This is a genomic window from Psychrobacter sp. I-STPA10, assembly GCF_021012795.1.
In the GTDB taxonomy this organism is placed as follows: Bacteria; Pseudomonadota; Gammaproteobacteria; order Pseudomonadales; family Moraxellaceae; genus Psychrobacter.
Map to the genome: position 1 here is coordinate 121,437 of NZ_VFYU01000004.1, position 16,320 is coordinate 137,756.

Annotated in this window: 12 protein-coding genes; 6 read left to right on the plus strand and 6 right to left on the minus strand. The window is 38.3% G+C overall.

Annotated elements, in window-relative coordinates:
* Positions 1-83 precede the first annotated feature (83 nt).
* On the minus strand, positions 84-788 hold the full coding sequence (locus tag FHK89_RS02415) for a pseudouridine synthase (RefSeq protein ID WP_230656321.1): 705 nt from the start codon (positions 786-788) through the stop codon (positions 84-86).
* Positions 789-907: 119 nt separating this feature from the next.
* On the opposite strand from FHK89_RS02415, the gene FHK89_RS02420 reads away from it, so the two are divergent.
* Together FHK89_RS02420 and FHK89_RS02425 are read left to right on the plus strand one after the other, a co-directional pair.
* Positions 908-1,516 carry a YigZ family protein gene (locus FHK89_RS02420; protein ID WP_230656324.1) on the plus strand — a complete coding sequence of 203 codons (609 nt, stop codon included), beginning with the start codon at positions 908-910 and terminating at the stop codon, positions 1,514-1,516.
* Positions 1,517-1,691: 175 nt separating this feature from the next.
* Positions 1,692-2,678 (plus strand): YheT family hydrolase, encoded by a 987-nt coding sequence (locus tag FHK89_RS02425; protein ID WP_230656327.1) that lies wholly within the window; start codon positions 1,692-1,694, stop codon positions 2,676-2,678.
* 108 nt (positions 2,679-2,786) lie between these two features.
* On the opposite strand, the gene FHK89_RS02430 is transcribed toward FHK89_RS02425, so the two are convergent.
* Positions 2,787-5,546 carry a WG repeat-containing protein gene (locus FHK89_RS02430; RefSeq protein ID WP_230656330.1) on the minus strand — a complete coding sequence of 920 codons (2,760 nt, stop codon included), beginning with the start codon at positions 5,544-5,546 and terminating at the stop codon, positions 2,787-2,789.
* 289 nt (positions 5,547-5,835) lie between these two features.
* On the opposite strand from FHK89_RS02430, the gene FHK89_RS02435 reads away from it, so the two are divergent.
* Positions 5,836-6,378: an acyl-CoA thioesterase gene (locus FHK89_RS02435; protein WP_230656333.1), complete on the plus strand. Its 543-nt coding sequence runs from the start codon at positions 5,836-5,838 to the stop codon at positions 6,376-6,378.
* 61 nt (positions 6,379-6,439) lie between these two features.
* On the opposite strand, the gene FHK89_RS02440 is transcribed toward FHK89_RS02435, so the two are convergent.
* Complete coding sequence (locus FHK89_RS02440; protein ID WP_230656336.1) at positions 6,440-10,363, minus strand: restriction endonuclease subunit S; 3,924 nt, start codon at positions 10,361-10,363, stop codon at positions 6,440-6,442.
* A 317-nt stretch (positions 10,364-10,680) separates the two neighbouring features.
* On the opposite strand from FHK89_RS02440, the gene FHK89_RS02445 reads away from it, so the two are divergent.
* On the plus strand, positions 10,681-11,766 hold the full coding sequence (locus tag FHK89_RS02445; RefSeq protein WP_230656339.1) for an NAD(P)H-dependent flavin oxidoreductase: 1,086 nt from the start codon (positions 10,681-10,683) through the stop codon (positions 11,764-11,766).
* A 115-nt stretch (positions 11,767-11,881) separates the two neighbouring features.
* Here FHK89_RS02445 and FHK89_RS02450 read toward each other — a convergent pair whose 3' ends face one another.
* Together FHK89_RS02450 and FHK89_RS02455 are read right to left on the minus strand one after the other, a co-directional pair.
* Positions 11,882-12,100 carry a hypothetical protein gene (locus tag FHK89_RS02450; RefSeq protein ID WP_230656342.1) on the minus strand — a complete coding sequence of 73 codons (219 nt, stop codon included), beginning with the start codon at positions 12,098-12,100 and terminating at the stop codon, positions 11,882-11,884.
* Between the two features lie 151 nt (positions 12,101-12,251).
* Positions 12,252-12,914 (minus strand): Lcl C-terminal domain-containing protein, encoded by a 663-nt coding sequence (locus FHK89_RS02455; RefSeq protein WP_230656345.1) that lies wholly within the window; start codon positions 12,912-12,914, stop codon positions 12,252-12,254.
* Positions 12,915-13,161: 247 nt separating this feature from the next.
* Here FHK89_RS02455 and FHK89_RS02460 point away from each other — a divergent pair, with 247 nt between their 5' ends.
* Both FHK89_RS02460 and FHK89_RS02465 read left to right on the plus strand, forming a co-directional pair.
* Positions 13,162-14,202 carry a helix-turn-helix transcriptional regulator gene (locus FHK89_RS02460; protein ID WP_230656348.1) on the plus strand — a complete coding sequence of 347 codons (1,041 nt, stop codon included), beginning with the start codon at positions 13,162-13,164 and terminating at the stop codon, positions 14,200-14,202.
* A gap of 59 nt (positions 14,203-14,261) precedes the next feature.
* Positions 14,262-15,308 (plus strand): Fic family protein, encoded by a 1,047-nt coding sequence (locus FHK89_RS02465; protein ID WP_230656351.1) that lies wholly within the window; start codon positions 14,262-14,264, stop codon positions 15,306-15,308.
* A 49-nt stretch (positions 15,309-15,357) separates the two neighbouring features.
* Here FHK89_RS02465 and FHK89_RS02470 read toward each other — a convergent pair whose 3' ends face one another.
* The gene (locus FHK89_RS02470) at positions 15,358-16,020 is read right to left on the minus strand and encodes a LysE family translocator (RefSeq protein WP_230656354.1); all 663 of its coding nucleotides are present in this window, start codon (positions 16,018-16,020) and stop codon (positions 15,358-15,360) included.
* Positions 16,021-16,320: the final 300 nt, after the last annotated feature.

Genomic DNA, 16,320 nt, shown 5'->3' on the forward strand with positions numbered 1-16,320 from the left:
AACCACAGCATACTTTTTCAAACACTATCCTTATATCAATAACACCCTTATTAACCGCCACTTTTAATAGTCAATAATAGCCATCAAAACTGTGCAATTTCATCAGCGGTTAAAAAGCGACTTTCACCTTTTTCTAAGCCTGCTAACGTGATATTACCAATACTTGCCCTATGTAGCTCGGTGACTTTATTACCAAAATAGCCCATCATACGTTTAACTTGATGGTATTTGCCTTCGGTCAACACTAATCGGGCGTGAGTGTCATCAATAAACTCCAAGATGGCAGGTTTGGTCTTTTCATAATCGCCTTCTAGCAAGATACCTTGTGCCACTTTTGCCACCGCATTGGCTTGAGCATCCTCGTCCATTGGCTCGGCAAGGGTTAGCTCATATACCTTATCATGCTGATGCTTGGGGCTGGTGACTCGGTGCAACCATTTACCATCATCGCTCAGCAATAATGCCCCTGTGGTATCGACATCCAGTCGCCCTGCAATACGCAAGCTATCAAGCTCTGGTACAGCAATCAACTCGGTGACAATGGGATACTCTTTGGCTTTTAGGGTACATTCAAAGCCTTCTGGTTTATACAACAAAATATAACGATTGCCTGTCGCCACTGATAACGGCTCACCTGCCCACATCACCTCATCATTTAGCTCATCAACGTGCATACTGCCATCTTTAACCACCTCATCATTGACGGTAATCTCTTCGGCGTGTAGTACCTTTTTTGCCTCTTTGCGTGACAGCTCGGTGGCTTTACTAATAAATTTATCCAATCGCATTTATGCTATCCTATAATTTGTCATAAACGTTTTATGACCTCTAAAAATTTTATACGACCAGTTTACCATAACTTACCCTCAACCTTAGCCTAATCCCATTAACAAATAGCACCAAACCCATGACATATCAAACCCTTGCCAAAGCCGTCACCGCCCGATTAGAAATCAAAAAGTCGGAATTTATCGCCTATGCTTATCCTGTCAATAATCGGGAACAAGCAATGTTTCACGTGGAACAGTTGCGAGAAAAGTATCCCGATGCTCGCCACCACTGCTGGGCATATATCATTGGTGACCCCAATAACACCACCAGTGCAGGCTTTGATGATGATGGCGAACCTAACGGCACAGCAGGACGACCGATTTTAAACGTGCTACAACACAAAGCCATCGGCAATATCATCATCATTGTGGTGCGTTATTTTGGTGGGATTAAATTGGGCGCTGGCGGGCTGACTCGGGCTTATGCAGGCTCAGCACAAGCGGTGGTCGATGTGATGCGTCTTACCCCTTATGTGCCAATGACTGAGGTTAAGATAGAAACTGACTTTGCCAATGAATCACAAATTCGCTATTTGGTGGAAAATGTGGGCGGTGAGGTGACGGACGTAAGCTATAGCAAAGTAGTCATACTACAAGTGTCATTAGCAGAATGTGAGGTGGCAACTTTGGACGAGAGTTTGGGCGGATTGGGGGAAATTATTAAAGATCACAATGATGAAGAATAAACGAGATAAACAAACAGAAATAGTTCAGTGACCATTTGTGCACTAAAACTATTGGATTTATCATAAGCAACAGGTATTATGTTTATCAGTTTGATGGGGCAGAATCTAAACCCAACCCTATCAACACACTTTAGCCATTACAAATAAATAGCAAATATTAAGACAGAATCTACTTATGACAACGCCAATAGCCTTTACACCCGAGCCATTCAAGCCGCCATTTTGGCTGTCTAACCCTCATCTACAAACCATCTTACCCAAGTTCATCATGCCCGAACCACCACCGTATCGGCGCAGTTTGGCACTTGACTCCCGAGATGAGAGCGACATTGCCTATGATTTTTATGACGCCGATGAGCCAACCCCTGCTGAGGGTGAGCGTTATCAGACACCGCTTATTGTGCTGTTTCATGGCTTAGAAGGCAGTAGCAAAAGCCATTATGCTCGTACCCTTGCTTATTATGTCCACGCTCAAGGGTGGCATTTGGTTGTTGCTCACTTTCGTAGTTGTGGTGGTATGCCTGCACGCGGCAAAATATTTTATGAAGCAGGCGATACCCTAGAAATACACCATACTTTGCAGTATTTATCCAAACATTATGCTCATATTCATGCGGTTGGTACATCGCTTGGCGGTAGTGTCTTGGCAAAATATATGGGTGAATATGGTGATGATGCCAAGTGTCAATCTGCTGCCATTGTCTCTGCTCCACTGGACTTAGCTTCCTCATCTATTGCCATGGACAGGCTATTTGGTCGCAAAATTTACACCCCCTATTTGCTTAACCCCATTGTTGCCAAAGCACTGGAGCATCACTTGAGTCATGATGAGATTGCAGGGGTCAAAGCCAGTCGTCGCCTAAGCGATTTTGACCATGTGTTTACTGCCCCTCGCCATGGCTATCGCTCCAAAAATGACTATTATCATAAAGCCTCGGCGATGCCATTTTTGCATAAAATTAGCAAACCCACGCTGATTATCACCGCCAAAGATGATCCGTTTTTAGGTATTGTGCCTGATGTGGGTGATATCTCAGATAATGTCGTACTATGTGAGCCAAAACATGGCGGACATATCGGCTTTTTGACATGGCATAATAAAAAGTTTAATACCGACTGGTATCCAAAAACGGTGATGCAGTTTTTTACCAAGTATCCATAGTGAGTATTCCTTATCACCAGCAGTAAATAAAAAAAAGCCTATCTTATTCTTATTATAGATAGGCTCTTTTATTAATCGCTAATCATTAACCACTTTTAAAAAGTAGACTTAATCTGTAGCAGGGCGTTTTTCTTGTTCATATTGCGGTCTTTGCTTTACTGCTCGTCTTCCATACTTGGCAGGACGTAAAATTTCTCCTGTTCTATCGATTTCATAGGATTTATGATCAATTCCAACAAGGGCAGTATCATTTTTATTGAATAATTCTGCCCAATCATATTTAAGTGCAGTAATAAGATTCCCTTGTTGATCGATATAGCCATACTTAGCATCTTTTTTGACTACCATCAGCTCATCATCCTTGCTTGATTCAATATCATCATACTCAATCGGGGTTAACAGCCTACCTTCCATGTTCATAATGCCATACTTAGCATCTTTTTTTACTTTAATCAGTGTGTCGTTAATATTGACCATATCATCATAAATCATCTCTGACTTTGCATTGCCTTTACCATCAACCAGCCCCCATTTACCTTCTTGACGTACCGCCATACGATTATCCGCTTGACGCCTGACTTTATTAAAATATTGCTTTATTATTTGTTGATTGTCTCTATTAATAAAAGTCCAACCATGATGTCCGTTATATCCTTTTACCGCAAAATTCTCAGCATCAATATGCTTCACACCATCGTACTCAATGGGTATCACCACTTGATTATGTTCATTGACCACGCCTGCCTTAGCAGTATGATTTTTAGCTTTTACTACCAAAAATAACGAGGGTGTCAACATTTTAACAGCTAGATAAGTAGCAGGTACGATAGTATTGCCTTGCTTATCAATTAAACCAGTATACTTATCTAAATAACCCAAATCGACATTGAGTAACTCTTCATTATAATAACCAATATTATTATAAATCGGTGGTGTTAATGGCTTACCGTTTTTGTTAAATAGGCTCATGCCTTGTTCTGCCAAAATCACTTTATCATCAACAATTTTAAGGTCTTTATAAGTAGGGGGTATCACCTTATTTCCTTGCCTATCAATCGCCCCTATCAACCCCTCTTTCTCAACAATCACATAGCCATGCTGTACTGCTTTGACATCATCGTAATCCTCTTTGCTAATAAGTTGTGCTTGAGCATTATAAATATGAAATTTATAACTATCTTCTTTTTGTACCACAAACACATCATCGCTCATACGTTTGATGCTATAGATATTTTGCGGTTCATCAAATAAATGTATCTCACCTTCTTGGCTCAAAACACCATATTGTCTTATTCTTTTGTCATTTTGATAGCCGACCACCTCAATGATTCTTGCACCACCCTGGCTTTCATCATCGGTAGGCTGTAAATCTAGCACTTGTTTATGTATGATATCGCCTGTATGTAGGTTGACTAGGGTTCGTCTATAATTAAAATTATCAGGCTGTTTTATTAACATAAAATCTTTATAAAGCTCTACATCGCTACCTTCTATCTCAAAATGTGTGCCTCTATTTAAATCATAGACCTTTTTTATTGCCTCTGAATTCTCAACTATTAAAATATCGCCATTAAAATATTTAGGTTTGTCCTCAATGGCAGCAGTTAAAAATTTTCCTTTATTATCTATCACCCTAAAATTATCATCCTTATCAACAACTAAAAATCTGTTTTTCTGTATCTCACCAAATGTTTTAATATCTAAATCAACAACAAACTCACCTTGCGTATTTATAAAGCCTATTTTTTTATCTTTGCTAACTAACGCCATACCATCTGAAAATATCTCTGCTTTATCAAAACTTTTATCAAATGCCAATTTATTATGACCTGCTTGATGATTGGCTTGGTAGTAGTACCATTTATCTTCACTATTACTTTGATTTTTGACCAAAATCAAATTATTGTTGATGCGAGGATCAACAAAATCAAAATCACCTGTTAAAACAACATTACCCTGTGTATCTATGATGTGATATATATACTCATCGGTGCTGCGTATCTCTTTTTTATTTTTAACAGGGTTTGGCTCATGGATAATAATATAGCCATTGTAATAATTAATCGTGCCAAAACTATCTTTTCTTGGCTCGGGTAGTAATGCCTTACCTTCACTATTAATGATTTGATAAAAATAATCATCACCTACTTTAGACTCTAGTTTTATAAATTCCTGTGTTGCACTATTATAGTTATCGTCTGATTGTATCGTCTCAATCACTTTTGCATTTCTAAGACCTTTATATAAAACTTCTCCTTGCAAATTTGTTAACGCCATGCCATCAGAGTACATATAATCTTTACGATATAAATTTGCAGCTACATGTGCAATATAGTCATAATCTATCGGAATGACGGGTTCACCAGTAGCAAAGTCCAGTAGCAAATCTCCCTGCCCATAATCCGCGGTTAACAGTCCATTTTCTAAACAATTCACTTGGTCATAAATTAGTGGTAATACCACCTCTGCTTTCATATTGACACAACCAACCCTATGATTTTGAACAACTGCCAATAAATCACTGCCCGAATCAGAAATAGCGTCATAAATAAAAGGGATGATTGTTTGCCCTGTTTTGTCAATCACACCATACTTGCCCTCTTTTTTGACCACGGCTCTACCATGTTTAAAGTATGCAGCATATTCATAAATAAAGGGGATAACCTCTTCTTGTTGCTGATTGATATAACCATATTTACCCTCCCTTTTTTTGGGGAAAACTTCGGGTGTACCACAAGCATGTAAGCCATGACAATGACAGCAATTTGAGTCGCTATTTTGTGCCAAACTCGCCGTAGAAAATGGCAATAAAAACAACAGATACAGGGGTAAAGTATAAAGGCGAGTTGAAAATATAGAAGGCATCATATTCAAGGTCTTATTGTGTTTTATTATTAAAGTGAATTATTCAAAATGAGATAAATAATAGAGATGCAATAGATATTATGCAAATGGACATCAATTCATCCTAGCACATTGTTTAGATAATGATAAGATATGAAATATTTGAGTGTTAGATTTTCTAATAAGTATGCCTAACCAATGAAACTCTGTATTTTGTCAACCTTGCGAGATGCACGCTATGTCCTTATTTTATTAATCAAAGAGTCAACTTTTATCATTTATAATCAGCCATTAACTGTTAAAAGGTCATGTTATGTATCCGTTTTTACGCTATACAAAATCCATCGCTGATGCGGTGATTGCTCGAAGCAAAGGACAAAAGTTATCGCTTGATGACACAGGCGAGATTAGTTTTCGCTGTAATTTAAGCGATATTGATAATTTTTTGGAGATGAATAACGGGCGCGTATTTACCTTATATGACTTTGGACGCACTGACTTTGCTATTCGTGCAGGACTTGGTAAAGCACTGATAAAAAACCGTTGGGGCTTTGTGGTCGCAGGTAGCACGATACAATACCGTAAACGGGTGCGTGCATTTGATATGGTGACGATTAAAACTCGCATCGTGGCTATGGATGAGCGTTGGGTATATATAGAGCAGTCGATGTGGGTCAAAGGCAAGCCTTGCTCTTCGGCTTTACTTCGTACTGGTATCACCGAAAAAGGTCGAGTGATTGCCACCAAACGTATATTAGAAGCGTTGGGTAAATCGGATTGGACAAAACCGCCACAGGGCTATGTTAAAGAGTGGATAGAGAGTGATAATGATAGACCGTGGCCTCCTGAGATTTAAATAAATTAGCTAAACTATCTAGAGATTCTAGATAGTTTATTTTAAATAATTTATCAAAAATTTATAAATACTGCTTGATAATTTGTTGCTTTCTATCGTGGGCAGTATCTATAACATTTTGTGCTTGATTAATTTCATCTTCTAATACATCAACTTCTTCAATGACTTGATTTTGTATTGTAATATCTGCAACTGCTAAAGTTAAATTTTTTATTCTCTCACTAGAAGCTCGATAATGCCTTGAAAAACGCTCTACTTCTCCTGCTTTCTCAAGTATCCAAGTCAAATATTTTGGATTTACTTGTTCTGTTTTTACTCGAATATAACCACAATGATCTGTGGGATAAAATGGTTGGTTTGCAGGTATATAATTTGTCATCCAATCTCCATCAATCCCCCAAAGGACAGAGGGCAGATCAAAGCTTTCTAATAAATTATCATTAATATAACCAAAGATATCATATACATTCGCACTATATACAGGTAAGTGGTCAGGCTTATTCGTCTCTTCAATTTGATTGGCTAATACTCTTTTACCTATACCCACATCAAATAATTCTGTATCACTGAGCCTAATAGTTTGAGTTCTATCCTGCAAACTTGTATTAAATAGCTCCGCTATTTTTTCTTTTGATTGTGTAATAATATTTTTTGCTTCTACCACTTCATTATCAATAGCTTGGCAAGCATCAACGATCTGTTGTTGTACCTCCAAGGGTGGTAGAGGAATATAAACGGAGTTTTCTAAAAAACTTTTATTTAAACTTTGACCAAATGTATTCAACCCACTTTTAACTAGAGGAATTATACGTGAGTTAAATATTTGAAAAACAAAATTATCTATTAATTTTTCTTTGTCTTTCGGAATTAATCCTGCGATGGCTTCATTAGTATATATATCCGTACCTGCAATAGCAGTTTTGCCTATAGAAAGTTTGAAACTTAATAAAGTTGTACCTTTGGGTATTAACTTTACATTTGAGTTATTAACAGCCTCAAGGGTAATATTCTCTTTCGTCTTCTCGATTACGCCTCCGTTCATCTCAGAAATTGATAACCAAGGTAAATTACCTTGAAAAAATTCTAAGTGGTCTCTTGGTGGTGTCCCTCCTATCATCACATTAACAATATCTCCAAGCTGTTTAAGCTCCCACTTAGTTTCTATTTTCAATTCAACTTTTGGTGTTAAACTCATCGATTTATTAAAATTCATCACACCAAAATCAAGCATATCTACTAAATTAGCAGACATCACATAATCGCTAAGCTCTTCAGGAATATCAAAATCTTGCTGATTAAAATTCTGTCGTATAACCCAACTAATTTTTTCAGGGTTATCAGAATCATTAGGATCATATAAAGGTGTATTAATATTATTAAGATTATATAAATTACCTAATACACGTTTGTCTTCTTCTTCTAATACTACCTCACCACTGTCTTCATCAGTAGGTGGCTCTTCAATTTTCACCTGTCCTAAATATTTAATACCCTCATTACCCTTAGCACTACTCCACTCATAGCCCAAAAAAGTTTTCATATCTTTACTTTTACTTGGACTCTTAACAATAACTACAGGTGTAGCATTTAGACTGGCTAGAATAAAATAGTAGAGCTTATCTTTTTCATTTTCTATCAAATATTCAATAAATCGCTGACGCAATACTTCTTCTTTTGCTGATTTATCTAGATCTTTAAAGCTTTTACGTTTTTTTAGATTTTTAATCTCCGACCAGTTATCAAATTCTTTTTGATAGCTTATAAAATACTCATTTGCTAATAATGTCTCATTTGGATTATGTTGCAGTAAGGTTTTATAATCCTCTATATTAAGTTGTTGATGATCACAATACTGCTCAATAAGATGACCATCGGCATAAATATGATTACGTCTGTCATCTTCTACATTACGAAACCACGTTACTACTCGTTGGGCATAGTGATTAGCATCAATTGGGTCTTTTGTGGACTTACGACGTAAAAATAGGGTAACCGTATTTGTACCTGTTTTACCAAATGTGCCACTACCAAATTCACTAATAGCGATAATATCAAAATATTTTAGGAGTATTTCTCGAGTCGCAACATAAATATTTTTGCTACTAGAGGTACTACTGGCTTTACCTTTAGTTAAGATAGAAGAAGGTACAATAATCGCAGCAACACCGTCGGTTTTTAATAACTGCTTAGAACGCTCAATAAAAAAGGTTTCAATACTGTTATTATTGGCATAACTTTTATCATTAATACAATGAATTAGCTCATATTGGCGACGTTCTACTGTACTTAATGTATCCAAAAAACCTTTTACACTGTAAGGTGGGTTGGCTACTAATACTGAGTAGCTGTTGTCATCAATTTGCTCATTTTTTGCCAAGGCATCAGCGTAAATGATATTTATGTCATCTTGACCATACATAAATGCAGAAACTTTTGCGACTTTTGATAGACGATATTCTTTTTCAATGCCAGTAATCTGGCTATGATAATCAGCTAATATCTTACCGTCATCTTGAGTAACAATAGGCTCAATACTTTTGGCATATTCATTTAAAAAATGCCCTGCACCACAAGCATAGTCAATGGTTTTGGGAATATCATCGCTATCTGCAATAATAGAAGATAATGGTAATGACGACATAATAAATTTAACAATAGGCATGGGTGTAAAGAACTGTCCCTCTGACTGCTTAACCCCTTGATCTAAAAAGCCTTCAAACATATCTCCTAAAAATTGATTTTCATTGTTTGTTTTTAAACGAATGTCTTGTAACATTTGCACAATTTTTAGCAAAATAGCTGAGTTTTGTTCAAAAAGTTTTTGATTATGAACATCAATAAAGGCAAAATCATTATTGGTAAAGAATTTTAGCTTGCGAAACATAGCCTTAACTGCTTTTTGCGTTTCATCTGGATCGTTGACATAAAACTTAAACGCTTCATCAACCTCCTGCTCTTTAATATATGTAACCTCTTCATTTAAAAACTGACGCATGCCATATTGATATAAAGCTTGCAGACGGTCTTGTAAGTGAAAGGGGTTATCAAAACTAATACCCTTCCAGTAAAAATGTAGATTACTGCTATTATTGGTTTCATCAACGATTTTACATAAAAATAAATTAACCAATTTATCAAAGGCATTTTCACGCCCTGACACATTATGCTGGCGTAAAATAGTGGCAAATTCATGATATTTTCCTTGAATATCCTGACTATTAATAATACTCAAATCATCAAGGTTATACTTGGTTTTACCAACTTGATAAGGCTCAATATCAGCTTCAAATAGTCCCTTAGTCGCAAAATCTAGTTGATAAGTTGTCTGCCATGTATGATAAATATCTTCGACACTTTTTGATTTAGCCTCTGCAAAGTTAGGTATATTTTCGTCTGTACTCTCAGAAAGATTACGTAAAAGTTCAGGATTATCGGTAACAGAAATTAGATAGTATTTTGCTACTACCGTATCATCTTGCCAATCAGAAGCATATAAACTCACAAACTGTGTCGTGCCTACTTGCTGTACATAGCTAAATAATTGACCACCATCTTGTAGCGTGCGTTGCCATGCTCGATTTAATTCCACACCTGCAGTCTTACATTCAATAATTAATAGTGGCTCATTGGTATAATTCTTGATTAAAATATCAGCTCGACCACCACTTGCCCCATGTCCAAGCTGCCATTTTGGTTCAAGTTCAATATGTTCAGGTTTATAACCTTGTTTAAGCAAACGATGCACACACTCAAATACAACAAAATTTTCATTTTGTGAAAAATTACAAGTTTGTCGCTCATGAATCATTAAGCCATTATCCTCAGGATAGATAAGTTTTTCATGAGTCAAATCTACTCTAAGAGAAACAGGTGTTATATAGTTAGTGTGGTTACTATATACATACTCATAGATATTTTGACTATTCTGTAAAGGTTCAAAGCCTAAATGAATTAATACATCTTTAAAATTTGCTATTGTAATCATAGAACTATATTTCACTGTTTGTTAAAGCTTATCAGATAGCTTTTAAGTTTCATTTTGATGATTAATAATGTGACAACTTACTATTGTATGTATCATAAAGTATTTAGTTATCACCTGCTAGCTAATCATAACTACTACCTGCATATTACGGCAAAACTATAATCGAAAAACAACCAAAGCCTCCTTTCCCAATATCTTCCCCATTTCATAACTAAATAAACACTATCCATTGCCCCTCTATTGCGTGTCATCGCAAACCTCGCTAAAGTCTTCTTATCGTTACAAAAATAGCTGTTATAAAAAATAGGAAGTTTGTCATGACCGCCACCGCTCATTTGCCTAATTCACTCATGCAGACCTTAAACTTAACTTGCCCCATCATTCAAGCTCCAATGGCAGGCGGTGCAACCACCCCTGAGCTTATCAGTGCGGTGAGCAACTTTGGTGGGCTTGGCTCACTTGGGGCAGGCATGACCGCCCCTGACACCTTGCAACAGCAGATTAACAGCATCAAATCATTAACCGACAACTCCTTTGCCGTTAATCTGATGGTGCTATCAGAATCCGAGTCTAGTACCTTTGATAGCGACATACCATCATGGCTACATGAGTTTTATCAACAACATAACATTGAGGTTAATCTGCCAAACCAACCTGCTCAATCATTTGCCAAACAGTTTGCCGTCTTGCTAGAAAACCCTGTCCCTGTTGCCAGTTTTACTTTTGGTATTATCAGTGCTGAGCAGGTACAAGCCTTACATCAGCGTGGCACAAAGGTAGTCGGCACAGCCAATCACCCCTTAGAGGCAAAAGCATGGGCAGATATTGGGGCAGATGCGGTGTGTATGCAAGGCGTGGAAGCAGGTGGACATCGGGGCGGTTGGTTGCCACAAAGTCAAGCTGACCCACTTGGGCTACTCACCTTATTGAGCCAAACTCGTGCCATTGTTGATATACCACTGATAGCCAGTGGTGGCATTATGACAGGGCAGGATATTAAAGTGGTGCAAACAGCAGGGGCAGAGTTGGCTCAGATGGGAACGGCATTTTTGACCACCCATGAGTCGGGGATTAACGCCATTTATAAACAACAACTGCTAAACGTAGCAACTGGCAAACGCTCTGCACAAACTCGGCTGACTCGTTTATTCTCAGGCAAACAGGCTCGGGGATTGGTCAATAAGTATCTCACCGAGTTTGCTAAATATGACATTGATAACAATGACATTCTACCCCCTTACCCACAGCTTAATGCGATGACCAAACCCATGCGAGCATGGGCAGGTCAACAGCAAAACCCTGAGTATCTTTCATTATGGGCAGGGCAAGGGGTGGCACAAGTTAAGGCTGAGAGTGTGGCAGAGTTAATGGGGCGGTTGATGGGGGAATATTTGGGAATATAGAGGTTAAGACATTGGAATATCTGACATAAAAAACAACCGCCTTACAATAAGATGGTTAAGACGGTTGTTTTGATAAATAGCAATAATCAATAATAACGCCATCACTAATTAAGCATTAATGGCATTTCACATAATCTGTACGCAGTTTTAGCTCTTTATACTTTTGCATGGCTTTTTGTTCTGCCTCAGATTTTGAATCGGCAACGACTTTAACGTGTCCGCCTGTGGGTGAACCATCGACATAACGGGAACATTCATAGCTATAGCTTGCTTGGGCTTGGCTACTAAATACAAACAACGCTGATACAGCGATTAAACTTGCAAATTTTTTCATTGGAAAACTTCCTTATTAATTAAACTAAATAAAAAATAACATCACACACATCATATAAAACATAAAACACAAAACCCTACTCTACCCTTACTTATCGGGTCGTATAAAACAAGGGCAATCACTGGCTAATTAAAAATAAAAAGCCAAAAAATCAATTACCTGACCGCACGGCACGCACATAACCATTATAGTACTTAAATTCGAAGTTGCCATCGACACCATTATAGAAGGACACGCCCCACGCATAGCTACTATTGTTAGCATCAGGCGAGGACGACCAATACAACGGGTCAGTTGGGGTATTAGGGAATATATGGGTATCTATTATGGTGGGTTTATTTGAACCATAAGCACATAACCGTGGTACTTGCTTTGTTCCACCACTTTTTTTCGGGATGGTTATCATACTAATATTCCCCGTACTTTTGGTCAGATTGCCGATGGTTACAGTGTTTTCTCTGTCCCAACCTTTGCTACATTTTCTTAGAGTGCTTAACTCATCAATAGAGGGTAATCGCCAGTCTCGTTTACCGCCAAATGCCACTTGCTCATTAAACAGCTCAAAATAGGCATTGGCATCTTTCCAGTTAAACTCAATCGGTGTGCCTATACAGGTGCTACCGTTCCACTCTTGTCCTATACTACAACGCATCCAAATTAGCCCTGTTTGTGGGTCTTTCCACATACCTTTTTTCATTAGGCTGTCATTACTTTCGGCATGGGCAGATAGGCTCGGTAGAGTAAGACAAGATAGCGACAGTAAGGTCGCAGAGATTAGGGTGCTAAACTTAACTCGTTGATGGTTTACTTTCATAATGAGAGTTCCTAAAGTAGGTTACAGATTGGCTACGTCTAATTTAATGACTGAGATGATTGAATCTCTTTTTGTAGCAAAAGTTATCATGATATTTTAGTTATATTTCTAGCAACTTTTATTATGGTTGGCAAGTATTATTTCAGTTAATGCTAAAATTATCTGCTTTATGGTGTTAATTTTTATTTTGGTAAGAAAAGGTCATACTTAACGGGAAATTAATAAGAAACTAACAGGAAGTTTGTTTATGTCTAATACCCTAACCGTAACAAACACTCTAACCAGTACCCCAATAAACCGCCCTTTTTCTAACACCACGTTTCGCCATCATTTTTACCAGTCGTCTGCTCTACCCTTTTTGCAGGTGCGACATGGACAAGGTGATGTTATTCACAATGATAAAAACGGTACAAACAGCGGACAAGATAAACAAGGTGGACAGACTTGTTATGGCACACATTTACATGATTGTTATTCCATCGGGGTGATTTTACAAGGCAAAACTCAGTTTCAATGTGGCAATCAGCAATCCCTTTTAGACTCTCATCATTTGGCACTCATTGCCCCTGATATGCCCCACGCCTGTAACCCTATTGCTGGTGATTGTTGGCAATATTTAATGTTTTATATTGAGCGTCATGCTCTAGATTGTTATGACCAATTAACCAATGCCCCCTTCTCAACTGCTTTGCCCACCTTATCAAACTCTTTATCAATGCCATTAAAATTTCCGCAACAAGGCATCGTTGATGATTGGTTAAAACAAGCACTATTACGTTTATTTGCATTGTTAAAAGCTGATATAAATCCTAAAACTTTGCAAAATTTATGGCAACAAATCCACCAGCATTTACAACAACGCTATGGCGAACCGCCAATACAACAAATACAGCACCAGCACCCACCACAAGCATTGCAATCAAAGCAATATAAGCCAATCAACAAAGCCATACTTGCTTTGAATTGGCTAAAGTCACAACCCAGTGAGCGACAAACCCTAAGCCAGTGGGCAGAGGCGATGAATGTCTCCCCTGCTCATCTGCGCCGATTGCTTAAAACCCATTATCAAGTAACTCCGCACCAATATTTATTAAACTGGCGGATTCATCAAAGTAAGCAGTTATTAATCACACAAAGGCAAATACAAGGGGCAACGCCAAACCATCACAGTTTGACCGATATAGCCCATCATCTCCATTTTGCCGACCAAGCCCATTTTCAACGCACCTTTAAACGCTTTACCGCTATTACACCGAGGCAGTATCAACGGGCGATTGTTATGCTATAGTCAAGCCCTAAAATAGGGGCTATAATTTAGCTCACCCTTTGACATTTAACACGCTCACCATGCAAAACCATGATAATGATACAAATAGCACTGACATTCACTTAGCATTAACAGACACTCAAAAACAAGAGCTACAACAGTTACGCCAACGATTGAATGACCTGCTCGCCTCTCATCCATCCCCATCATCTTCTGTCTCACCCACGCCAGAGCCACAGCAAGCATTTAGCAATCAATTAGCCAACCGTATTCCTTTATCAACCCTCTGGCAAGAGACAGACGATTTAGCCTTGTTGTATCAACAATTGACCGATTTACAAAAATGTTTGCACAGCTTGCGACCATTTTCAGCCAGTCAAGTGACAAAACTTAACGCCATTTTTGATATCGAATACACCTACCAAAGCAATCGCATTGAGGGTAATACCCTGACCAAAAGCGAAACGGATTTGATTATTAATAAAGGATTTACCGTCAAAGGTAAGCCGTTATCAGAGCATTTAGAAGCCATCAATCACCAACAAGCCATTGATTATATTCGAGAAATGGCAGTAGCAGAGGGGGCATTTGATAAAAGGGCGTTGTTAGACATTCATACGTTGATTTTGCATGGTATTCATCGCCAAAATGCAGGACGTTATCGTGAGTGTGAAGTGATGATTTCGGGTAGTGACTTTATCCCGCCCTCGTTTTTGCATGTGCCTGCACTCATGGACGACTATTTTAATTTTTATCGTCAGCATCAACAAAGTATGCACCCAGTAGAATTGGCAAGCGAGATGCACGAGCGTTTGGTCACTATTCACCCCTTTGTTGATGGTAATGGACGCACTGCCAGATTGGTGATGAATTTGCTTTTATTACAAAGTGGCTATCCGATTACCATTTTAGCCAGTGATAATAAAGATAGAGAGCAGTATTATCAAAGCCTACAACTCACCCAAACAGGTGTTGACCCAGACAAAGTACAGTTTAAATTGTTTATCGCCAATAACGTCAAACAATGGCTGTTTATTTATCTCAATATGCTTGCTCCAAATGCTAATACCAATATAGAGCAAGGCTATTATTTTTTTAAACGTATTGAGTCATTACTGATGGGTTAAACTTGAATAAATTTGCAGTGATTGACTACTACTAGCTATATCGAATCGGCTATAACCATGTCATCACTGCTGTTATTACTAACAACCCCGCCAAAATGCGGTTGATTAGCGTCATTGATACTTTACCTGCTTTATCAGCATTATTATGGTTTGCTCTGTTTTTATGGCTATTAAAACTATGTCGGCGGATAAACCACCCCAGCCCCACCCAACACCCCAGTGAAGCAAAACATAACACCGCATAAATAGCGGTTAATCCATATAAATGCTGAAGTGAATCTGCCCCATATAAGCCGACCACCACCACAGCCACCATCCATGCTTTGGGGTTTAGCCATTGCACCAGATTGCCTGCGATAAAGCCCAGTGGTCGTTTGCGTTTGCCATGTGTATCAAAATCTGCCTTATCTGTATCACTCACCGCATCAGAACTGCTGTGCCAAAATACCCATGCCAACCACAATAAAAATACCGTTCCAAGCCACTGCATGGCTAAGGTGAGCCACGCATACTCGGCAAACAGTTGCTTTGCCCCCAAACCAATCAGCAATAATAACAGACAAAATCCAAGCGTCGCCCCTGCCACAAACCGCCAAGCCAAACCATATTTACCCTGACTGGCCAATGCCAAAATAATGACATTAACAGGACCGGGGGAAATAGAGGTAATAAGGGCAAATAAACTGACAGCGATAAACCAAGACCAAAGCATAACGACTAATCCATTCTATATAACACAATAAATTAGCCATGAGCGTAGCAGGTACTTGGTAGATAAATATTGAACAAAACGTGCAGATAAGCTTAAACTTATAAGTATTAACAATGGACAAATTTTTGCTACCGACTTATTCTCTTAGTATAGCCTTCTATAAATCTAAAGTAATACTATAGTCAATACGCCACTCTCAACTTATAAGACCCCCTCCTAACCTCCCCCTTAAAAAGGGGGAGGAACTGGTTTTTAAGTCCTCCCCTTACTTCAAGGGGAGGGTTTGGGAGGGGTCATATA